This window comes from Bradyrhizobium liaoningense (assembly GCF_018130785.1).
GTDB classification, from domain to species: Bacteria; Pseudomonadota; Alphaproteobacteria; order Rhizobiales; family Xanthobacteraceae; genus Bradyrhizobium; species Bradyrhizobium liaoningense_A.
Genome location: NZ_JAFCJT010000013.1, coordinates 156,421 through 176,522 on the forward strand (window position 1 = coordinate 156,421; position 20,102 = coordinate 176,522).

Consider the following 20,102-nt stretch of genomic DNA (forward strand, 5'->3'; position numbering starts at 1 on the left):
TTGTCTCTTGATATTAGATCACATTGGGCCTGCGGAAAATGTCAATACGCTTGTAGCCATTGTGCTTCGGGTCCTTTGCTCGGCTACGCGCGCGGGAAAACAGGTCAGGACTAGGACGACGACTTCAACGAATTCGAATCAATCGGAAGGCTACGCACACGCTTCCCGGTCGCGGCGAAGATCGCGTTGGTCACAGCGGCACTGACAATCGCTGTCGGAGCTTCACCAACGCCACCCGGAGGTTCCGCGCTCTTGATCAAGTGTGTCTCCACCACCGGTACCTCGTCGATACGCATCGGCAGATAGGTGTCGAAATTGCTCTGTTCCACCCGTCCATCCCTGAAGGTGATCGATCCGTGGAGCGCAGCGGTCAGGCCGAAGAGCGTTCCACCTTGAACCTGTGCTTCAATCGTATCTGGATTGACGTGCATGCCGCAGTCGATCGCACAGACAATCCGCTTTACTTTGACGGAGCCATCGGCCGCCACTTCGACCTCGGCGACCTGCGACGTGTAGCTTCCGTATGCGAATTGTACCGAAATTCCGCGGCCGTGCCGCGCGGGAAGGGGTGATCCCCAGCCCGCTTTTTCCGCCGCGAGCGACAGAACAGCGAGCGCTCGCGGATTGTGGCCAAGCAATCCCTTGCGATAGGCGACGGGATCCCGCTTCGCTGCATCAGCGAGCTCATCCATGAAGCTTTCGACCACAAAAACATTATGAGTCGGTCCGACGCCGCGCCACCAGGACGTCCGGACACCGGGGTGCTCGACCCGGACAAAGTCGACGTGAATGTTGGGCAGTGCATAGGGCGGTTCGGCCGCGGCTTCGACGGCATCGGGGTCCAATCCGTCCTTGACGTAGGGGGGATAGTAGCGCGCCATGACTGACGACCCGGCGATCCGGTGTGTCCAGGCAACTGGCCTGCCGGTCGCGTCAAGTCCGGCCGACAGCCGATCGAGATAGTAGGGCCGATACATATCGTGCTGGATGTCTTCCTCTCGACTCCAGATCACCTTCACCGGGCCGTCGACGTGCTTGGCGATTTTGACGGCGAGAATCGTGCCGTCGGCCTCAAGCCTTCGGCCGAAGCCACCGCCAATCAGATGATTGTGAATTTTGACAGCGTCTTTTGGCAGGCCGGTGAGCTCGGCTACCTGCGACTGTGTGATCGTAGGCGCCTGCGTCCCGACCCAGATGTCGCAACGGTCCTTCTGCAGGTGGACCGTGCAGTTCATCGGCTCCATTGCCGCATGGGCCAAAAAAGGCACCTGATAGATGGCGTCAACCCGCTGAGCCGCTGCCGCAAGAGCTTTCCGTGCATCGCCATCGTTACGGGCAACCGCGCCCGGTTTTCTGGATTCCTCCTCCAACTGCTTGACGATATCGGCGTTGCTGACCTTGCCGTTCGGCCCATCATCCCACGTGATGGTGGCGGCCTCGAGCCCCTTCTTCGCTGCCCCCATGTGATCCGCCACTACGGCGACAGCTTCACCGATATTGACCAGTTGCCGAACGCCCTTCACCGCCAGCGCGGCTTTCTCGTCCACCGTTTTCGTGTTGCCACCGAGCACCGGCGAAATAGCAACTGCTGCAATCGTCATGCCCGGCAGTCGCGTATCGATCCCGTAGAGCGCGCGCCCATCGACCTTTATCGATGAATCCACGCGCTTGGCGCGTGTGCCGATCAGGGTGAAATCCTTCGGATCCTTTAATTTGACGTCGGCCGCAGCCGGCACAGGCAATTTCGCCGCGGCCGTCGCAAGTTCGCCGTAGCTCAGATGCTTCAAACCTGAGGCGTCGAAGACGATGCCGTCCTTTGCGCGGCAGGTCGCCGGATCGACACTCCAGCGCTTTGCGGCTGCGGCAATCAGCATATTGCGACCCACCGCTCCTGCTTGACGCAGCGGTGTCCAAAAGGCCCGGACAGAGGCGGAGCCACCAGTATTTTGAATGCCTATGATCGAGTTGGCGTAAAGCGCATGATTTGGCGGGGCGTGCTGGACCCGGATCTGGTCGAGCCTCACTTCCAGCTCTTCAGCGAGAAGCATCGAGAGCGACGTGTAAACTCCCTGTCCCATCTCGACCATCGGCATAACCAGTGTCACCGCGCCGATCGGATCGATGCGGATAAATCCATTCGGCGCGAAAGTCCCCGTGATCTCGTTTTCGACGACCTGCGAAGCAGTTGCCGCGAAGACGGATTCGGTGCCCGTACCCGTCAGCGCAAAGCCAAGCAGCAGACCTGTGCCTTGAAGAAAGGCGCGCCGCGACACAGTTGCTTCATCAGCGATCTGCTCAGTACGAATAAACCCATCCATGATCTCAAACCCCTGCTGCACGCTTGATCGCAGTGCGGATGCGCTGATAGGTGCCGCATCGGCAGACGTTACCCGACATGGCCGCATCGATATCGTCGTCCGTCGGCTTCGGCATGTCCGTTAAGAGCGCGGCCGCAGACATGATCTGGCCGGATTGGCAGTAGCCGCACTGCACTACCTCCAACTCCAGCCACGCTTTTTGCAAGGCCGCGCCCTGCGGTGTGTTGCCAATCGCCTCGATCGTGGTGATCGCGGTATTGCCGACGCTGTCGACCGGCGTCTGGCAAGAGCGGACCGGTTGACCGCCGACATGCACGGTGCACGCACCGCACAGCGCCTGGCCGCAGCCGAACTTGGTCCCGGTCATGCCGAGTACGTCGCGCAGTACCCATAGCAGTGGAACGTCACCATCGACATCGACCTCACGGGGGGTACCGTTAATCTTTAAGGTGAAAGCCATGGGCGCCTCCTAAGGCCGTTGGACGTGAGGGATGAGTTGACGAGCACCCCCGCGCTGGGGGTATTCGAAAGAATCAAGTCACCCGATTCAGCCCACTCCGCCTGATGCAACCGGCGGCGCGCGCTACTCGATAAAATTCGTAGCGACCGCCATTGATCGCAGCGCGAGACGAAATCTTCCAATAGCTGTCATTCATGGTTTCCATAGTGGCGGGGAATAAGACTGAGACCGAGAGCATGCCATCAACGGCGCGAGCGTCATGATCGGACTCTCGCATGAGCGCCGCCACGAACGGTTGATGAAGAGGAAGTGAGCAGGCGTCGATGATCTTTGATTTGAATTGTCCCGCCGGAGCGACGCAGATTGTCGGGCGAGAGTTGAGTCAAACAACGGGTCGATGATGTCAGACATCTTGAAGAAAATCGAAGCCTATAAGCGCGAGGAGATCGCCGCCTCGAAGCGTGTTCACCCCCTCGCGAGCCTCGAGGCGCGCGCCAAGGATGCGGCGCCACCGCGCGGTTTTGTCCGCGCGATCAAGGAAAAGCATGGCGGCGGCGACTATGCGCTGATTGCCGAGATCAAGAAGGCGTCGCCATCGAAGGGCCTCATCCGCGCCGATTTCGATCCGCCCGCCTTGGCGAAGGCCTATGAGTCCGGTGGCGCGGCCTGCCTTTCGGTGCTGACCGATACGCCGTCATTTCGGGGGCATCTCGATTTCATGGCCATGGCGCGTGCGGTGACCAACCTACCGGTGTTGCGCAAGGATTTCATGTTCGACACATATCAGGTCGTTGAAGCCCGCGCTCACGGCGCCGACTGCATCCTGATCATCATGGCCGCGCTCGATGACGACGCCGCCAAAGATATCGAGGACGCTGCGATCGCGCTTCAGATGGATGTGCTGATCGAGATCCACGACCGAGCCGAACTCGACCGCGCGCTGAAACTCCGCTCGCCTATGGTCGGCGTCAATAACCGCAATCTCCGTACCTTCGAGACTACGCTTGCGACCAGCGAGGCACTTGCGCCGCTGATCCCGAAGGACCGGCTGATGGTTGGGGAAAGCGGGATCTTCACGTCGGATGATCTGGCCAGGCTTGAACGTGTGGGCATGTCGACATTCCTTGTCGGCGAGAGCCTGATGCGTCAGCCCGACGTGGCGTCGGCAACCCGCGGACTGCTAGTGCGGGACAAGCCCGCGACCGCGGCGGGAATACCTTCCAGCCGAGCCGCACCGTCCGCTCGATGACGGGATGCCCGCAGGCGCCGGGCCGGGCGGGCCGCCGAGTTTGATGAAGCTGGCCATGTCCGAAATCTGGCGTTTGTCCCACCAAACGATCAAAAGGCCCGCCCCGACCGCTCCGCCAGCATTGTCCGCGCCGTCGTCACGAACGCCTGCGCCGCCGGCGACAGCGTTTGGCCCTGACGCTGCAGCAGCGACACCGGGCGGGTGATGGCGGGTCGCACCAGAGGCCTTGCGATCAGGGTCGGGAATTGATCGGCCGGCAGCATCGTTGCGGGGAGGATGGCGAGGCCGAGGCCTTGGGCCGTCATAGCGAGCGCGGTGTTGATCAGCGTCACTTCATAGGTCGGGGCGAGGTGCTTGCCCTGCGCGCCCAGCGCCTGGTCGATCTGCATGCGGATGCGCGTCTCGCGCCGCATCGCGATCGTCGGGAGCTGCGCCAGCTCGTCCCATGTCAGGGAACGCCGTGCGGCGAAGTCGGCGGTGCGACGGCCGATCGCGCTCAGCCGTCCGCGGGTCAGCGTCTCGATCGTCATCTCCGCAAATTCACCCTCGACGCTGCCGATCGCGAACTCGGCATCGGTTGCGATCAGGCGTGGAACGAGATCGTCGGCGGCGACGTCGCGCATGTCGATGTCGATCTCGGGATGGCCTGCGCGGAACTTCGCGAGAATCTGCGGCAGCAGTGCCGAAGCGGCGCCCGCTGACGCGACGAACGCGACGCGGCCGGCGCGCGCCTGCGCGAGGTCATGCATGCGCCGGGTCAGGCCCAGCGCATCGCTCAACATGCGTTCGGCGGCGTGAAAGGCTTCGTCGGCAGCCAGCGTCGGGTGCACTGAACGCGTGGAGCGATCGAACAGTTTTACGCCGAGCTGCACTTCGAGCTGCTGGATCAGGAGGCTCGTGGCCGATTGCGTGATGCCCAGCTCGCGCGCGGCCCGCGTGATGCTGCGCGTGCGATAGACACCAGTGAAGGCCCGCAATTGTCGCAAGGTGACATTCATAGGTAAAGCTCATGAATTGATGAGTTCTTTCTGGCTTATCGCATAACAGAGCCTGCAATAAAATGCATGCTGCGCGGGCAACGAATCCGCGACGATGCCAGGGGATGGAAACGAGCATGAGGACACAGGTGCTGGTCGTGGGCGCCGGGCCCGTGGGATTGACCGCGGCCATGGATCTGGCCTCGCGCGGGATCGACGTCGTCGTCGCGGAGATCCGCCACGCCGGCGATCCGCCCAGCGTCAAATGCAATCACGTCTCGGCTCGCTCGATGGAAATCTTCCGCCGGCTGGGCGTCGCCGCAAAACTGCGCGACGCAGGCCTGCCCGCGGACTTCCCGAACGATTGCTCCTACCGGACCACGGCGACCGGCATCGAACTCTGTCGTATCGACATTCCCTCCCGCGCGCGCCGCTACAGCGCCACCGGCGGGCCCGACACCTGGTGGCCGACGCCCGAGCCGCCGCACCGGATCAACCAAGTCTACCTCGAGCCGATCCTGTTCGGCCATGCCGCCGCCCAACCGCGCATCACTATTTTGGCGCGCACGGAAATCACTGATATCGAGCAGGACGACCACGGCGTGGTCGCCCTCGCACGCAATCTCGACAGCGGAAATTCGCTCCGCATCGAAGCCGGCTATGTGATCGGGTGCGACGGCAGCCGTTCCCTCGTCCGCAAATCGATCGGTGCCAGCCTGTCCGGGACGCCGGTGATCCAGCGCGTGCAATCGACTTTCATTGAGGCCCCGCAACTCAAGGAATTGATGGGGGCGCACAAGCCGGCCTGGATGGTGCTCTCGCTCAACCCGCGCCGTTCGGGCACCACGGTCGCGATCGACGGCCACGACCGCTGGCTGATTCACAATCATCTCAAGCCCGACGAGCCGGAGTTCGACTCGGTCGACCGCGACTGGGCGATCCGAGCCATCCTCGGCGTCGACGCGCGCTTCGAATACCGGGTTCTCAGCAAGGAGGACTGGGTCGGGCGTCGCCTCGTGGCCGATCGCTTCCGCGACCGCAGGGTCTTCATCTGTGGCGACGCCGCGCACCTCTGGATGCCCTATGCGGGCTACGGCATGAATGCGGGTATCGCGGATGCCGTCGATCTCTGCTGGCAATTGGCGGCGCATCTGAACGGATGGGCGCCGGCTTCGATCCTCGATGCCTATGAGGCGGAGCGTCAGCCCATCACCGAGCAGGTGTCGCGCTTTGCAATGGACCATGCGATGAAGATGATGGCGCAGCGCGGCGGCGTGTCCGCGGAGATCGAGGACGACACGCCGCGCGGCCACGCGGCGCGCGCATCGCTGGCGAGAGCGGCCTATGATCTCAACGTGCAGCAATATTGCTGCGCAGGCCTCAACTTCGGCTACTATTACGATGCCTCGCCGATCATCGCCTATGACGGCGAAACCCCGCCGGTTTACGCGATGGGGAGCTTTACGCCGTCCACCGTGCCGGGCGCCCGCGCGCCGCATCTGTTCCTGCGCGACGGACGATCGCTCTACGATGCCTTCGGAGCGGGCTACACCTTGCTGCGGCTTGACCCGGCGATCGATGTGGAGCGGCTGCTCTCTGCCGCAGAACAGCGCCGCATGCCGCTCGCGCTGGTCGACATCGCGCCGGATGAGGCGAACGGGGCCTATGCCGAGAAGCTCGTGCTGGCGCGACCCGACCAGCACATCGCCTGGCGCGGGCAGTTCGTGCCCGAGAACCCACAAGACTTGCTGGCGCGCATCACCGGCGCTGCGGCGTAACCGAACATCGAGCTGCCCGCCCGATGCGCGGGCAGCCTGGCCGTGCTCACAAGCAAAAACGCACCGAGGAGGAGAACGTGTTTCACGTTGCAAGGCGCCGCATTCTGGCCGCGTTGACGGCCGCGACTTTCGCCGTGCTGCCGCTGGAGGCCGGTGAAGCGGCTTATCCGGAGCAATTGATCAAGATCATCGTGACCTTTCCGCCCGGCGGCAGCGCCGACACCGTCATCCGAGCGCTTGAGCCGCTGGTCACCGCCGAGCTCAAGCAGAGCCTGGTGATCGAGAACCGCGCCGGGGCAGGGGGCAACATCGGCATGGCCGCGGTCGCGCAAGCCAAGCCTGACGGCTATACGCTCGGCGTCGCGCCGGCAGGTAGCCTAACGGTGAATCCGCATCTCAGTCCGTCGATGCCGTTCGATCCCAAGGATCTTGCACCCATCACCCTGCTTGCGGAAATTCCCTTCGTGTTGGTCGCCTCCGCAAACGTGCCGGCGCACACGACGGCGGAGACGATCGAACTCGCCAGGGCTAAGCCGGGCGTGCTGTCGATCGGACATGGCGGCAATTCGACGGCGATGCATTTGACGGCCGCGCTGTTCACGCAGAAGGCCGGAATCAGCATGGAGCTCGTTCCGTATCGCGGGACAGCGCCGGCAGCGGTTGATGTCCTTGCGGGACATGTCCCCTTCGCGGTGCTGGATATCCCCGCATCAAGGCAACTGATCCTCGAAGGCAAGCTCAACGCGATCGGCGTTTCGTCGGCGCGCCGGCTTGCATCCCTGCCCGACGTGCCGACCCTTGCCGAGAGTGGCATTGCGGGCTTCGAATCCGTGGGCTGGTTCGGGCTCGTTGCGCCCTCAGGCTCGCCCGCGGACGTCGTTGCCAGGCTGAACGACGCTTTCGTGAAGGCGCTGAAAGACCCGTCGGTGGTCGAGAAGATCCGGACCCTCGGCGCAGAGCCAGCACCAACGTCGCCGGAGCAGTTCGGCCGCTTCATTCAGAGCGAGAGCACGAAATGGGGCAAGCTCATCGGCGAGGCCGGCATCAAGGCGAACTAGATAACGCATCTTGGTGGGTGCGCAGGCGATCCGCGATCGCAGCCTTACCGGCTGATGCGCAGCATCAACATCCGGCAACCAGAGCGTCGACAGGTTGAACCTGTTCCCGTCGCGGCCCGACCAACAGCATCCCGCCCGCCGGCAGGGAGCCAGGTAATCCACGACGATGTTCGACAAGTCCTACCGGCAGCGCCTCGAAGCTGATCTTTCGCAATGGGAAGCCGACGGCGTGATCGCGCCGGCGGCTGCCGCCTCCATCCGCAGCGCGCTGCCGCCGCTCTCGCCCGGCATCAATATCGCCGTGGTCGTCGCCATCGTCGGCGGCCTCCTGATCGCGGCCGCCTTCCTCGCCTTCGTTGCGGCGCACTGGACCGAGATCGCGCGACTGCTGCGGTTTGCGATCCTGCTTGCCGGCATGGTCGTCGCCGGCGGCCTTGGGGCGTGGTTCGCCGCAACGGGCCGCACAGTTCTCGCCGATCTCTGCGCGAGCATCGGCGCCATCATCTTTGGCGCGGGCATCGCGCTGGTCGGGCAGATGTATCATCTGGGCGACGACTTTGCCGGCGGCATGCTGCTGTGGTCGATCGGCGCGTTTGCCGCCGCAGCGCTGACCGGGTCGCGCGGCGCGCTTGCGGTTGGCCTCGTCGCGGCCTGCATCTGGACCTGCATGCGCAGCTACGATGCGCCTGACATCCTGCACCTTCCTTTCGTCTTGGTCTGGCTGATCGCGGCCGCTCTCGCGTTTGCATGGAATTCCCGTGTCGCGGCCCACCTCGTCGCGATTGCGGTATTGCCGTGGTGGATCGCGACGTCGCTCCGCTTCGACTTCGACGGGGCCCAGCCGTCATTCGTGCTCGCGAACGGCGCGGCCTTGTTGTTCGGTGCCGGGCTCGCGATCGCGGCTGCGCCGTCGCGGAGGGCACTTCGGCTCGGGAGCGTCCTGTCGATCTACGGCGCGTTTTCGCTGGCCGGCGTCGCTTGCCTGGAGGTGACGACGGTCGATGACATCATCCGCTTCCGGACCGGCACGGCGTCAGCCCAGCCGCTGTGGGCGATCCTGTGCGGGGCTGCGGGTGTGATGCTCGCCCTCGCGTCCGCCGGCACCACCAGGCGTGCAGGTGAGATCCTTGCAGCATGTTCAATCGGCCTCGTCCTGCTCGCGGCACCGCTCTGGCCGGCATCCACCGCCGGCGAGCCCTGGTTCGCCTATGCCGCGCTGCTCTGCGCCATGCTGTGCCTCGTCGTCTCCGGCATGCTCGACGACGTCCGTCCGCGCATCGTTGCCGGCTGGCTCGGGATCGCCGGTGTCATTGCAGGCATCACCTGGGCGGTGAAGGGCTCGCTGCTGCGCCGCTCGGCCTTCCTGGCGGTGGCCGGCATCATCGCCGTCGCATTTGCAACCGCGCTCAATCGCGCGCTGCCGAGGACCGGGCGATGAGCGAGCTGGCCGCATCCCTCACAAGGCTCTGGCAGCGCATTCCGAAAGCCGTGCTGTTCGCTGTCGCCGTCCTGGTTCAATGCGCGCTGCTGGTGCTGATGGTCGCCGATCGCATGCAGATCCTGCGCGAAGGCCGTGAGGTGACCCTGCAGACGCAGCCGGTCGATCCCCGCGATCTCCTGCGCGGCGACTATGTCGTGCTCCGCTACGACATCTCGCAACTGTCGGCAGGCACGCTTGCCGGCCAGCCGACTGCCGAGCGCAATCCAATCGTGTTCGTCAAGCTCGCGCCGAATGCCAATGGACTCTACGAGGCGGTCTCGGTGCATGCCGAGCCCGTCACGGTCACGGCCCCCGAAGTGCTGATCCGCGGCCGCGTCTCCTATTACGGCGGATCCTGCGGCCCGGGCCGGCGCGTCTTCTGCGACAAGCTGGCGATCAAATACGGTCTCGAAAGCTATTTCGTGCCCGAAGGCGAGGGCAAGAAGCTGGAGCAAGCCCGCAACCAGCAGAAGCTGCGGGTCGTCGCCGCCGTGCTGCCTTCAGGCCGCGCCACCATCAAGCGGCTGCTGCTCGACGGCGAGCCGGTGTATGAAGAGCCCTTGTACTAGGTGCGGGTCATTCCGGGCGCCGCCTTCAGCGCCCGCCGCAGCACGTCCCACATCCGCGGATCGCTCATGTGCGCCACGTTGAAGCGCATGAAGCTGGTTGCCGTCTGCGACACGCTGAACACGTTGCCCGGCGCCAGCACCACGTCTTCCTCGAGCGCGGCGCGCGCGACCGCGGTGGCATCCTGCCCGTCGGCGAGGCGGCACCAGAGGAAGAAGCCGCCGCGCGGCATCAGCCAGGGCTCGATGCCCAGCGCCTGAAGTTTTCGTGCGGCGTCGCGGCGTGTCCGCGTGAGCTTTTGCCGGAGCTCCTCCATGTGCTTGCGATAGCTGCCGCCGGCCAGCACCTTTGCGATGATCTCGGTCGCCACCGGGCTCGGGCCGCCAAAGCTGGTCGCGACCTGGAGGTCGACGAGATGCTCGATCCAGTCGGCGCGCCCTGCGATGTAGCCACAGCGCACCGAGGCCGATAGCGTCTTGGAGAAGCTGCCGATGCGGATCACGCGGGAGAGGCCATCGAGCGCGGCAAGGCGCGGCGAGCGCTCCGGCTCGAAGTCGCCAAAGATGTCGTCCTCGATGATGGTGAGGTCGTGCGCGGCGGCTGTGGTCAACAGCCGGTGCGCGGTCTGGAGCGAGATCGTCGCGCCGGTCGGATTGTGCAGCGCTGAATTGGTGATGTAGAGCCGCGGCCGTTCATGGCCAAGGATCTGCTCGAAGCGCGCGATGTCCGGGCCCGACGGCGTGTAGGGCACGCTGACGATCCTGGCCTGATGCGCCCGCAGCAGCGCGCGAAAATTGAAGTAGCAGGGGTCGTCGACCAGCACGGTGTCGCCGGGACGTAACAGGAAGCGGCAGATCAGATCGGTCGCCTGCGTGCCCGAACCCGTCAGCATCAGCTGGTTGATCGAGGCCTCGATCTCGTCTTCGGCCAGGCGCGCAAGCAGCAGCCGGCGCAGGGCGGGGGAGCCGCTCGTCGAGCCGTAATTGGTCAGCACGCTCGCGTCGGTGCGGGCAAGCGCGCGGGTGGCGCGGCGCAGGGCCGCCTCCGGCATCCACTCCGGCGGCAGCCAGCCGCAGCCGGGTTTTGGCACGGCCACGTCGGTATCGAGCGATTGTCGCGACACCCAGAACGGATCCACCGCCCGGTCGCGGCGGGGCTCGACCTCGGTCAACGCCAGCGGCGGGGTGACAGCCGGCGAAACATAGAAACCCGAGCCGCGACGGGCGCGGATCAGGCCGTCGGCGGCCAGGCGATCATAGGCTTCGACGACGGTGGACGGCGAAACACCCATTGTCGCGGCAAGGCCGCGGATCGACGGCAGGCGGTCGCCGGGGCTGAGTGCGCGGGCCGCGACCTTGGCGCGGATCGCGCTCATCACGTCGGCGGTCCGCGTCCCGCCCCGTCCCTTCGATTGTGCCTCGCTGTCCAAGGTGTATGACCTTCTATATCCATACAGTTCTGCCGGATTGTACTGGATTGTCGCTGGTCTCGCCACCGGCGACGGCCGATGATCGTGACCCAAACAGCGAGACGGACATGCAATCTGCAGGCAGCGGCTGGGGCAACGGGCTTCTCGGCGTCATCATCTTCAGCGGCTCGTTGCCGGCGACGCGCGTGGCGGTCGGCGGCTTCTCCGCGCTGTTTCTGACCTCCGCCCGCGCGGTGATCGCGGCACTGATCGGTGTGGCCGTGCTCGGCCTGCTCCGTCAGGCGCGGCCGCAGCGGAAGGATCTCGTCTCGCTCACCATCGTCTCCATCGGCGTCGTGGTCGGCTTCCCCCTGCTGACCGCGCTCGCGCTCCAGCACATCACCTCCGCGCATTCGATCGTCTTCATCGGGCTGCTGCCGCTGTCGACGGCAATCTTCGCGGTGCTGCGCGGTGGCGAGCGGCCGCAGCCGCTGTTCTGGCTGTTCGCTGTCCTGGGCAGCGCCACGGTGGCGGGCTTTGCTCTCTCGAATGACGGCTCGGCGTCGCTCACCGGCGACCTCCTGATGGCCGCGGCGATCGTCTTGTGCGGGCTCGGCTATGCCGAAGGCGCCGCACTGTCGCGTCGCCTCGGCGGCTGGCAGGTGATCTCCTGGGCGCTGCTGCTGGCACTGCCGCTGATGGTGCCGGTTGCGGTCTGGACCTGGCCGACGACTTGGAGCGGCGTCGGTGTGCCCGCCTGGATCGGGCTCGTCTACGTCTCCGTCTTCAGCATGTTCGTCGGCTTCATCTTCTGGTACCGCGGACTTGCGGTCGGCGGCATTGCGCGCGTCGGCCAGTTGCAGCAGCTCCAGCCGTTCTTCGGCCTCGCGCTCGCCAGCTTCCTGCTGCACGAGCCGGTCGCATGGAACATGATCGCCGCGACCGCGCTCGTGGTGGTCTGCGTGTTCTTCGCGCGGCGATTTGCCTGAGGCTGCATCTCACGCCTGCCCCATCACCGTCCGCGTCAGCGTGCTCCGCGCAAACTTCTTCAGCGGCATCGGCTTGCCGAACAGAAAGCCCTGCACGAGGTCGAAGCCGAGCTCGTTGGCGGCGACGAGGTCGGCGCGGCTCTCGACGCCTTCGGCCACAGTGCGCGCGCCGTAGCCGTGCGCGAGCTCGACGATGTGGCGGCATACCATGCGCTTGAGGCGATCGCTGCCGCTGCCGGTGACGAAGTGCCGGTCGGCTTTCAGCTTGATGAAGGGAATTTTGTCCAGATCCATCAGTGAGGGCCAGTTGGCGCCGAGATTGTCGATCGACAGGCCGATATTGTGCAGGCGCACCTCGCGGGCGACCTCGACGAGGAATCCGAGATCGCGGATCGCCTCCTCGCTGTCGATCTCGATCGTCAGCCCGCCGAAGGCCGGATGTGTCGGCATGCGGCGGCAGAGATCGCGCACCGCATGCGGCTCCTTCAGATATGACGTCGGCAGGTTGATCGAGAGATCGACCGGGCTCTGCTGCTCGAGCAGATAGTGCCAGTCCTGCAAGGCGCGCTCGATCACGAACTCCGAGAGGTCACGCAAATGCGGATCGCGCTCTTCGGGGATGAAGTAGGCCGGCGGCACCACGCCCCAGGTTGGATGCCGCATCCGCACCAGCGCCTCGGCGCCGCTGCGGATCAGCGTGCGCGCGTCGATCTTGGGCTGGTACCAGAGCTCGAGCCAGCCGGCATGAAGGGCCTCGCCGACATGCACGGCCGGGCTCGGCGCTGGCTCCTCCGGCAGCAGCATCGCGACGCGCTCGCGCAGCGTTTCCGCCGCAAAGGGCGTGGTCAGTGGCGGCAGCATCGCGAGGCCATATTCCTCGCCGACCTGCTGCACGGCCCTGACGATGATCGACTCGCGGGCGCCGACGGCGAGAACCTTGCCGTCGAAGGCCTCGCGCACCAGCTTCTCCAGGAATCTGCCGGGCTCGATGCCGTCGGCGGCGATGCCGAGAAGGATCAGGTCGGGCAAGTCGCTCGTCAGCACGGTCTGCAGCTCGTCCGCACTGGCGCATTCGCTGGTGACGAAACCGAGATCCTCCAGCACCTCGGCGAGGAATGCGCGCAGATGGCGCTTGCCGTCGGCGACGCATGCGCGCGGCATCATTTTTCGCCGTCCGAAGGTTTTGGGCCTCCGCTCGGCGAACCCAACAATTTCATCGTTCATCGCAAACCACTCCCGTTCCGCGACCGGTGTTAGCGATGGGAGCAGTTTCAAATATGGAGAGCTTCAGCCGATTGTTGAATTATCTGGGTAACGTTAAAGCCCGCATCATGTCTAAAATTGTTCGGATCTCGTTGAAGAAGTTTTTACGTCTGCACGCGCGTCGCGCGCAGAACGGCGGCAATCACCGGAGATTTTCGCAACGTGCGGTGCGGCAACATGCACGCATGATGTCCTGCAATTGGACGAAGCCGCGCGCGCCTCGCCCAATTGAATAATGGACGCCTCAATTGACTGTGGCCTTGTCGTGCTGGGTCATGCCGACCGCCTTTCCGCGAGGCGCGCAGGCGCAGCGTGATCACCTGGCCGATGCCCACGGACCAGTTCACGCCGCCGACGCCGGGCTATGAACCGCTCATTGTTTCGCGCGGCGCCAGCGCGCTCGCGAGCAAAGCCACCATCGTCATTGTCCGTCGGTTCGCTCTCGTCGTAACCTCCTTCCCGTCGCGCTTGCGGTGCATCGCAGGACAGGAGCGACGGCGGCGATGGAGGAATTCATCTTCGCGCGATACGCGCATGTTCCATGCTTCGCGCGTGACAGTTCTGCGACAACGCGTCCGGCTGCGGCGGCACAAGTGTGAAGCACATCACATGTGTCTTGCTGCACCTGCGCTATTGGTGCGCGCAGCCGGTGGTGGGCTGTCGAGGATTACAGCAATGACGACGCGGCGAATGATGTATTGGTGGTTCAGATTCGTGCTGTCAGGGCGATTTACCGATCGCTTCCTGTGCCTGCCGCGGGCGGAGTAGCCGCGCCGCAATATCAGGTTTGCCCGATCAATTTGCGAAACGCCGCCGCGCCGTCCTGTACGGCGTCGCGTCCCTTCCAGGCCAGATAGGACAGCTTGCCGCCCAGCGTGTCGTGGCTGCGCAGCCGGCGCGAGCCGAGAATGTGGCCGACATTGGAGGGGAAGCGGCTCACTTCGGCGGATACCAGCGCCGCGATCGCATCCATCAACTGCTGGAGCCGGATACCCCATTCGCAACTCTCGATCCCGTCGATGCGGACCTTGAGCGCGTATTCGGTGTCGTAGATTTCGGCGAGCAGGTCGCGCGCGACCAGCACGCGGTTGTGTCTGAGCGCGATCCGTAGGGCGAGCCGCTTGTCGTCGAGCCGGTCGAGCACCATAGGAACGACGCAGGCATAGGGCGTGGCGGCGACGTCAGCCACGCTCTTGCTTGCGGCAGTCTTGGTGGCAAGGCGCACCAGGTGCCAGGACGTCTTCAGGCGCCTCGCCACCAGCGCCAGCGCAAAGGGCAGCGCATCCGGGTGGGACTTCTTGAAGGCGTCGAGCTGCGCGGTGATCTGGGCAACCTGGCCGTCGTCGAATTTCGCGATCTTCTCAGGCAGCTTTTCGTTGAACTTCGGCAGCGCGTCGCCGGCGCGCAGCACGTGCTGCATTTTCTTCACGTCGTCGAAGGCGGTGCGCGAGGCCGTGTATTGTGTGAGCTTGGCGCGTGCGAACTCGGTGCTCTCCGCTGATGCGAGGGTGTTCTCGAGAACCTTGAGGACCTTGGTCTGGAAGATCGACGCGGTTTTCAGCACTTCCTTCGGGTTGTTGGCGGTGACCTGGTCGTTGATCGCCTTGATGTAGTCGCGTGCCATGGTCGGCAGCAGGTCGCGGCAGATCCATTCCCAGATCGGGGTCAGCGTGTTGCGTGAAATCCGCCCGGCATTGGCATGTTCGGGCGCGCCGTCGATCAGGAGCAGTTCGAGCGGCGCGAAGAAATAGCGTGAGGGACTGGTGGCGCGTGCCTGGGTTGATCCGTCCTTGCGGAATTCGGCGCGCAAGCGGGCCTGAACGGCGGCCGAGCCCGGCATGTCGATGCCGCACAGTTCGAGCCGCTCGAGCTCGCTGAGCAGACAGCTGCGAGACAGCGGTGTCAGCCGCTGCAAAAACGCCGATAGCTGGTCGATTTCGTTCATGGCACGCAATCTTCCGCAGCGTTTCCCGCTAGGCCTGCAGGCCCAAAGCGAGGAGGCATTTGCGCGCTCTCAATCGTGATTAAGAGAAGCAAGTCATTGTTAATTTATCCGTAAAAGCCGGGAGGTGCGGGCGCCCGCTGAAGAGGGTTGGTTAAGGAAGCTCTTCTTTGCCTGCTCAAGTTTCGGGCGAGATCCTCAACCTGGGCGTGGTCGAGAGCGCGAGCACTCAAGCATAAATTGTGCCTATGCCGGCATTTCAGCACAAAACTGCCGGAATCACCGTAGTCTTACGGAGCAGAAAGTTAATCACAGAACGGCCCCGGTTCCGCTAAACGGGTCACATGGGGTCACAGAACGATACGGCCACCGATTCGCGGCCGTCGGAATGGTTCGAAAGCAGCACTGCTCCGACCGCGGAGCCCGATTTCGCCCGCCTGAACGCGGCCCGCGCCAAGGCTGCCGACGAGATGGCCACCGCCATCGCCCGCGAGCTCAACGGCCCCCTGACCGCACTCCTGCTCTACATGGGCGAGATCAAGCACCACAGCGACCAACTCGCGCCGGTTACGGGCGATCGGGCCTATTTGCAGCGCGTGGTGGAGAATGCGCTGGCGCAGACCGAACGCGTTTGCGGCCTGGTCAAGCAGCTTGCCGGTCCGCACAAGGATGCCTTGCCGATCCCTTCCAGGACCGAGGGCGCCGAATTGAACGCCGCGCGCGCACAGCAGCCGCAGCGTGTGCCGAGCACCGAGTTGCTGGGCCCGTCGGGTCAAAAGCGGCTAACCAAGCGGGAACGCGAGGTGCTGAGGCTGATCAGTGAGGGCTACTCGAACAAGCAGGGCGCGCTGCGGATGCAGATCAGCCCGCGCACGTTCGAGAGCCATCGCGCCGAGGCGATGCGCAAGCTCGGTGCACGCAACACCGCGGACCTCGTCCGTGCGGCGCTCTTGCATTCGATCGATTGAGGGGCTGCCTGCGCCGGCGGGCTGAGAAGGACTTGGGAACCCGACAGGGCTCAGAGATAATCCTCGGCGAAGGGGCGCACCCGTGACTGCGGCCGCAGCGGCTTGGACTCTTCCCTCGGCGCATTCGGAATGATCGTGATGGTCCAGCGCGGAGGCGTGCTCGATTCCTGCTCCAGCACCGAACGAACGAAACCAGTCACCGTCGCCTCGCCAGACTTCACCGTCGCCGTCCGGCCGTTGAACTGTGCGATACGGAAGCGACGGACCTCTTTCTGGTCCGCAGTCTCATAGGTGAACATGGAAACCCTCCTGGTTTCCGGCGACTATCGCCACCTATGATTAGCCATCTGTGAAAATCCCAAACCGTAGAAGTACGGCGGGCTTTGCACGCGCCCTCTAGCCCCGCGGCTCCTGCGCGCGCGCGGCGGCATAGGCGGCATCCATCAGGTCCAGGAGTTCGCAAAATTCGGCCTCGCCAAGCGTCTCCGCGGTCTGCTCCAGCCGCAGCGCCAGCGCCGCAAGCCTGGAATAGCCGAACGTTCCGGCCGCGCTCTTCAGCGAATGCGCTTCGCGGATGATCCTGGGGAGGTGCTGCGCGAGCGAGAGCGTGCGGAACAGTTGCAGGCGCGCGCAGGTCTCGCTCCAGAACACGTCACGGACTTCACAGGCCCCGTCCTCGCCGATCTCCCGCACCAGCGCTTCGTACGCACCCGGCTCGCGCGCGGGCTCGGCATCGAGCGCTTTTGGTATCGGCGCGGCGGTCACTTCAAACATGGCTTGAAACATGGCTTGGCCTGTCCTGGTCACGGTTCGCGCGGCCTGTACGGCGCGAGGCACGCTCCGTGTCTACGGCATTCGAATTTCAGTTCCGGTAGCAGGACGATCCGTCTTTGCAGGCCGGCGTTAGCCGCCGGTTTACCAAGCCGTGGTGCAGGTCAGCGCGGGCCGAGCAGCCGGTCGTACTGGGCCTTCACGGTGGCGTAGCATTCGCACGCCGTCTGGCGCAGACCGTCCAGGTTGAGGATCTGGATGTGTCCGCGGCTGTAGTGGATGAAATTGGCGTGCTGCAAGGTATTGGCGACCAGCGACACGCTGTTGCGGCGCGCCCCGATCATCTGCGCCATCGCCTCCTGGGTCAGCAGCAGCCGATAGTCGCCGGACAGGTCATGGGTGTGCAGCAGGCAACGCGACAACCGCGACTCCACGGGATGGGAGGCGTTGCAGCCCGCGGTCTGCTGGACCTGCGCGTAGACGGCCAACCCGTGACGGGTGAGCAGCGTCCGCAAGGTGCTGCTCCGGTCCGCCGCGTCGCGCAGCCGGTCGAGGTCCATCACGGAGGCGGCACCGGGAACCAGCACGATCGCCGTATTCAGCGCGCGGGCATCGCCCATGGTCGAGAGCGTTCCGAGCAGGCTGTCGCGGCCGATCATCGCGACCTGCACATGCTCGCCCCTGGCAAGTTTCACCACCAGCGAGATGACGCCGCGGTGAGGAAAGTAGGCGCGCGTGAGCGTCTCGCCGGTCTCCACCAGAATCGCCTCATGCGGCAGATCGATCATGCGCAAATGCGGGCGGATCAATTCGTAATCCTCAGCCGACAGTGCGGAGAGGAAACCGTTGGATGGGCGCGCCATCGTTTCCAAGATTGCCTCCGTCTCGTCAGCCCGCGAACGCGAAGCGAACGGGCCGCTTCCTGCACGGACAAGTTTCATCATGTTCACGTCGGGATATATTGGCAATTGGGACAAGATGTCCGGGTGCCTTGGCAGCCCGCCGCACTGTGTGCACACCGGCATGCAGACCGGTTGCGCCGGGTTATCGTCACCGCAGGGCCCCCAGCAGGCGCGCGTGGCAGCCCTTCACCGCAGCATAGCAGTCGCACGACGTCGTTTCCAATGCGCGCTCGTCGACGATCTCGATCTGGCCGCGGGTGTAGTGAATGACGCGGGCGCGCTGGAGCGCATTTGCGACGAGGGAAATCGCGTTGCGTCGTACGCCCATCATCTGCGCCAGCTCCTCCTGCGTCAGCGGAAGGAACCTGCTGTCGGACAGGTCACGGGCACGCAAGAGCCAGCGCGCCAGTCGCGCTTCGACCGGGTGCAGCGTATTGCACAGCACCGATTGCTGCGCATGCGCGAGCAGCGCCTGCTCATGGCGGATCATCAGGCCGCGGAACTGCGCGCTTGCGGCCGCCACCGCCCGGAAGGCCGCGATTTCGAGGACGGATGCAGTCCCGGGGAAGAGCACGGCGGCGTCCGTCGGTGCGATGCCGTCGGCAAGCGCCGCGCCGCCGCCCACGGCGCTGTCGCGGCCCAGCATCGCGACCTCGATCATCTGTCCCTCGGAGAGACCCACCGTAATCGAAACGGATCCGCGGTGCGGGAAGTAGACATATTTCACTGCGGCACCCGCCTCGGCCAGGACAGATTCCCTGACCATTTCGACTGTTGCGAGATGGGGGCGCAGCAGATCGAACTCCGCCATGCCGAGCATTTGCAGCAACTGGTTGGATGGGTGGCCGCTCGCGGTCATGCAGGTCAATCCGGCGCGTTCGATAGGACGATCGGGCGCCGCGCCCTGTGCCTCATCCAGTTGCACGGCGACCAGAATATATTTTAAAGGTTGTGTCGCCGTCCATATACCCGTTGGAGGGCAGACACGCTGTGCATTTCCGGCGGAAACGAGAATCGCGCTGGTTCGCCCGTGAGCTCGGAGCGTCCGTCTTGCGCTGGGCGGAGGAAAAAGCGGCAAGGGGAGTCATCATGAGCCGGAAGCATCGCATCCGCGCCGCCTCGGACGCCGGGCGACGCCCTGCGGCTCCCCTTCTCAAGCGCGCATCTCGAGTTGTCCCGGTCTGCGCGGCTTCGCAACGCCGCGAATGTCGCGTGCCTTCCACGAGCGCGCGCCGGCCATTCCGCGAATTGCGAGGCTACGCCTTCGCAAATCTGAACTCGCCCGCACCCGACTTTCTCCGGATGGCGCTGGAGCTCGGCGCCGCGCGTTGCCTTCGCAAGCCGCTTGCACCGGATGCGTTACTCGCTGCCATCAAGGATTGCCTCGCTGAGCATCGTGCTGTCTCCGCGATTGGGTTAGCGCGGTAGCAATCGCGACGGCCGCGAAGTAAGCGTCCGTTTACCGCAAGCTCAGCTCCTGCGGATTGAGCAGGCGAGCAGCGAGCAGCGGTGTGAGCGATTCCGGTTGCGAGTGATTTGATCCAATTCGCGCGGCCCTTGCATATCGTCCTCCGCCGGAAGGATTTTTTCGCGCGCGTCGCGGTGCTGTTATCGGCGCGTTTACCTATGGCGTCTGTCGCATGAGATGCGACGCCGCTCTTGCCGAAAAACGCTGCCGCAGGCCGTCGAAGCGCAAACTTGTCTTCAATATCCGTATTAGCACGGAGGCTGAAATTAACGGGACCGTGAAAGGGGTTGTCTAACGATCCAGCAGCGGACCTCCGCCGAACTCCAGGTGTGGCTCAGGCGTCGAAGTCCGGCTCAGTAAGGCGTAGCTCATGGATGATCTGTTGCGGGAGTTTTTGACGGAGACCAGCGAGAGCCTGGACACCGTGGACAATCAGCTGGTGAAGTTCGAGCAGGAGCCGAACAACGCCAAGATCCTGGATAACATCTTCCGCCTGGTCCACAC

At 64.4% G+C, this 20,102-nt stretch carries 17 protein-coding genes and 1 pseudogene; 8 read left to right on the plus strand and 10 right to left on the minus strand.

Features of this window, described 5'->3' with window-relative positions:
• Nucleotides 1-110: 110 nt before the first annotated feature.
• The gene (locus JQ627_RS24580; protein ID WP_212486670.1) at nt 111-2,318 is read right to left on the minus strand and encodes a xanthine dehydrogenase family protein molybdopterin-binding subunit; all 2,208 of its coding nucleotides are present in this window, start codon (nt 2,316-2,318) and stop codon (nt 111-113) included.
• 4 nt (nt 2,319-2,322) lie between these two features.
• Nucleotides 2,323-2,778: a (2Fe-2S)-binding protein gene (locus JQ627_RS24585; RefSeq protein WP_212486671.1), complete on the minus strand. Its 456-nt coding sequence runs from the start codon at nt 2,776-2,778 to the stop codon at nt 2,323-2,325.
• A gap of 400 nt (nt 2,779-3,178) precedes the next feature.
• On the opposite strand from JQ627_RS24585, the gene trpC reads away from it, so the two are divergent.
• Nucleotides 3,179-4,027 carry an indole-3-glycerol phosphate synthase TrpC gene (trpC, locus tag JQ627_RS24590; RefSeq protein ID WP_212486672.1) on the plus strand — a complete coding sequence of 283 codons (849 nt, stop codon included), beginning with the start codon at nt 3,179-3,181 and terminating at the stop codon, nt 4,025-4,027.
• 89 nt (nt 4,028-4,116) lie between these two features.
• On the opposite strand, the gene JQ627_RS24595 is transcribed toward trpC, so the two are convergent.
• Nucleotides 4,117-5,025 carry a LysR family transcriptional regulator gene (locus JQ627_RS24595; protein ID WP_212486673.1) on the minus strand — a complete coding sequence of 303 codons (909 nt, stop codon included), beginning with the start codon at nt 5,023-5,025 and terminating at the stop codon, nt 4,117-4,119.
• 116 nt (nt 5,026-5,141) lie between these two features.
• Here JQ627_RS24595 and JQ627_RS24600 point away from each other — a divergent pair, with 116 nt between their 5' ends.
• The 4 genes from JQ627_RS24600 (at nt 5,142) to JQ627_RS24615 (ending at nt 9,889) form a co-directional block, all read left to right on the plus strand.
• Nucleotides 5,142-6,782: an FAD-dependent oxidoreductase gene (locus JQ627_RS24600; protein ID WP_249143329.1), complete on the plus strand. Its 1,641-nt coding sequence runs from the start codon at nt 5,142-5,144 to the stop codon at nt 6,780-6,782.
• A gap of 77 nt (nt 6,783-6,859) precedes the next feature.
• Nucleotides 6,860-7,840, plus strand: a complete 981-nt coding sequence (locus tag JQ627_RS24605; RefSeq protein WP_212486675.1) for a tripartite tricarboxylate transporter substrate binding protein — start codon at nt 6,860-6,862, stop codon at nt 7,838-7,840.
• A 166-nt stretch (nt 7,841-8,006) separates the two neighbouring features.
• Nucleotides 8,007-9,278 carry a DUF2157 domain-containing protein gene (locus JQ627_RS24610; RefSeq protein ID WP_212486676.1) on the plus strand — a complete coding sequence of 424 codons (1,272 nt, stop codon included), beginning with the start codon at nt 8,007-8,009 and terminating at the stop codon, nt 9,276-9,278.
• A complete protein-coding gene (locus JQ627_RS24615) occupies nt 9,275-9,889 on the plus strand; it encodes a GDYXXLXY domain-containing protein (RefSeq protein ID WP_212486677.1) in 615 nt (204 codons plus the stop codon). Before JQ627_RS24610 ends, JQ627_RS24615 begins: the two co-directional genes overlap by 4 nt.
• On the opposite strand, the gene JQ627_RS24620 is transcribed toward JQ627_RS24615, so the two are convergent.
• Nucleotides 9,886-11,262 carry a PLP-dependent aminotransferase family protein gene (locus tag JQ627_RS24620; protein WP_409363815.1) on the minus strand — a complete coding sequence of 459 codons (1,377 nt, stop codon included), beginning with the start codon at nt 11,260-11,262 and terminating at the stop codon, nt 9,886-9,888. The genes JQ627_RS24615 and JQ627_RS24620 overlap by 4 nt on opposite strands.
• A 161-nt stretch (nt 11,263-11,423) precedes the next feature.
• Between JQ627_RS24620 and JQ627_RS24625 the strand changes: the two genes are divergently transcribed.
• Nucleotides 11,424-12,284 (plus strand): DMT family transporter, encoded by an 861-nt coding sequence (locus tag JQ627_RS24625; RefSeq protein ID WP_212486679.1) that lies wholly within the window; start codon nt 11,424-11,426, stop codon nt 12,282-12,284.
• Between the two features lie 9 nt (nt 12,285-12,293).
• Here the strand turns inward: JQ627_RS24625 and JQ627_RS24630 are convergent, their stop codons facing one another.
• A complete protein-coding gene (locus JQ627_RS24630) occupies nt 12,294-13,508 on the minus strand; it encodes an EAL domain-containing protein (RefSeq protein WP_212486680.1) in 1,215 nt (404 codons plus the stop codon).
• Nucleotides 13,509-14,328: 820 nt separating this feature from the next.
• The gene (locus JQ627_RS24635; protein WP_212486681.1) at nt 14,329-15,492 is read right to left on the minus strand and encodes a hypothetical protein; all 1,164 of its coding nucleotides are present in this window, start codon (nt 15,490-15,492) and stop codon (nt 14,329-14,331) included.
• A 341-nt stretch (nt 15,493-15,833) separates the two neighbouring features.
• On the opposite strand from JQ627_RS24635, the gene JQ627_RS24640 reads away from it, so the two are divergent.
• Nucleotides 15,834-16,457 (plus strand): helix-turn-helix transcriptional regulator, encoded by a 624-nt coding sequence (locus JQ627_RS24640; protein WP_212486682.1) that lies wholly within the window; start codon nt 15,834-15,836, stop codon nt 16,455-16,457.
• 50 nt (nt 16,458-16,507) lie between these two features.
• On the opposite strand, the gene JQ627_RS24645 is transcribed toward JQ627_RS24640, so the two are convergent.
• The 4 genes from JQ627_RS24645 to JQ627_RS24660 form a co-directional block, all read right to left on the minus strand.
• Nucleotides 16,508-16,756, minus strand: a complete 249-nt coding sequence (locus JQ627_RS24645) for a hypothetical protein (protein WP_212486683.1) — start codon at nt 16,754-16,756, stop codon at nt 16,508-16,510.
• Between the two features lie 97 nt (nt 16,757-16,853).
• Nucleotides 16,854-17,231, minus strand: a complete 378-nt coding sequence (locus tag JQ627_RS24650) for an Hpt domain-containing protein (protein WP_212486694.1) — start codon at nt 17,229-17,231, stop codon at nt 16,854-16,856.
• 161 nt (nt 17,232-17,392) lie between these two features.
• Nucleotides 17,393-18,091 carry a Crp/Fnr family transcriptional regulator gene (locus JQ627_RS24655; protein ID WP_212486684.1) on the minus strand — a complete coding sequence of 233 codons (699 nt, stop codon included), beginning with the start codon at nt 18,089-18,091 and terminating at the stop codon, nt 17,393-17,395.
• 187 nt (nt 18,092-18,278) lie between these two features.
• The gene (locus JQ627_RS24660; protein WP_212486685.1) at nt 18,279-18,989 is read right to left on the minus strand and encodes a Crp/Fnr family transcriptional regulator; all 711 of its coding nucleotides are present in this window, start codon (nt 18,987-18,989) and stop codon (nt 18,279-18,281) included.
• 316 nt (nt 18,990-19,305) lie between these two features.
• On the opposite strand from JQ627_RS24660, the pseudogene JQ627_RS39145 reads away from it, so the two are divergent.
• Nucleotides 19,306-19,558: pseudogene (locus JQ627_RS39145) on the plus strand (response regulator); the annotation flags it as partial.
• Nucleotides 19,559-20,102 lie beyond the last annotated feature (544 nt).

What these genes read in the sequence shown, in the direction of transcription:
- JQ627_RS24580 (WP_212486670.1), bottom strand. Translation starts at nt 2,318, where the DNA reads ATGGATGGGTTTATTCGTACTGAGCAGATCGCTGATGAAGCAACTGTG.
- JQ627_RS24585 (WP_212486671.1), bottom strand. Translation starts at nt 2,778, where the DNA reads ATGGCTTTCACCTTAAAGATTAACGGTACCCCCCGTGAGGTCGATGTC.
- trpC (WP_212486672.1), top strand. Translation starts at nt 3,179, where the DNA reads ATGTCAGACATCTTGAAGAAAATCGAAGCCTATAAGCGCGAGGAGATC.
- JQ627_RS24595 (WP_212486673.1), bottom strand. Translation starts at nt 5,025, where the DNA reads ATGAATGTCACCTTGCGACAATTGCGGGCCTTCACTGGTGTCTATCGC.
- JQ627_RS24600 (WP_249143329.1), top strand. Translation starts at nt 5,142, where the DNA reads ATGAGGACACAGGTGCTGGTCGTGGGCGCCGGGCCCGTGGGATTGACC.
- JQ627_RS24610 (WP_212486676.1), top strand. Translation starts at nt 8,007, where the DNA reads ATGTTCGACAAGTCCTACCGGCAGCGCCTCGAAGCTGATCTTTCGCAA.
- JQ627_RS24615 (WP_212486677.1), top strand. Translation starts at nt 9,275, where the DNA reads ATGAGCGAGCTGGCCGCATCCCTCACAAGGCTCTGGCAGCGCATTCCG.
- JQ627_RS24620 (WP_409363815.1), bottom strand. Translation starts at nt 11,262, where the DNA reads ATGAGCGCGATCCGCGCCAAGGTCGCGGCCCGCGCACTCAGCCCCGGC.
- JQ627_RS24625 (WP_212486679.1), top strand. Translation starts at nt 11,424, where the DNA reads ATGCAATCTGCAGGCAGCGGCTGGGGCAACGGGCTTCTCGGCGTCATC.
- JQ627_RS24630 (WP_212486680.1), bottom strand. Translation starts at nt 13,508, where the DNA reads ATGAACGATGAAATTGTTGGGTTCGCCGAGCGGAGGCCCAAAACCTTC.
- JQ627_RS24635 (WP_212486681.1), bottom strand. Translation starts at nt 15,492, where the DNA reads ATGAACGAAATCGACCAGCTATCGGCGTTTTTGCAGCGGCTGACACCG.
- JQ627_RS24640 (WP_212486682.1), top strand. Translation starts at nt 15,834, where the DNA reads ATGGGGTCACAGAACGATACGGCCACCGATTCGCGGCCGTCGGAATGG.
- JQ627_RS24645 (WP_212486683.1), bottom strand. Translation starts at nt 16,756, where the DNA reads ATGTTCACCTATGAGACTGCGGACCAGAAAGAGGTCCGTCGCTTCCGT.
- JQ627_RS24650 (WP_212486694.1), bottom strand. Translation starts at nt 17,231, where the DNA reads ATGTTTGAAGTGACCGCCGCGCCGATACCAAAAGCGCTCGATGCCGAG.
- JQ627_RS24655 (WP_212486684.1), bottom strand. Translation starts at nt 18,091, where the DNA reads ATGGCGCGCCCATCCAACGGTTTCCTCTCCGCACTGTCGGCTGAGGAT.
- JQ627_RS24660 (WP_212486685.1), bottom strand. Translation starts at nt 18,989, where the DNA reads ATGACCGCGAGCGGCCACCCATCCAACCAGTTGCTGCAAATGCTCGGC.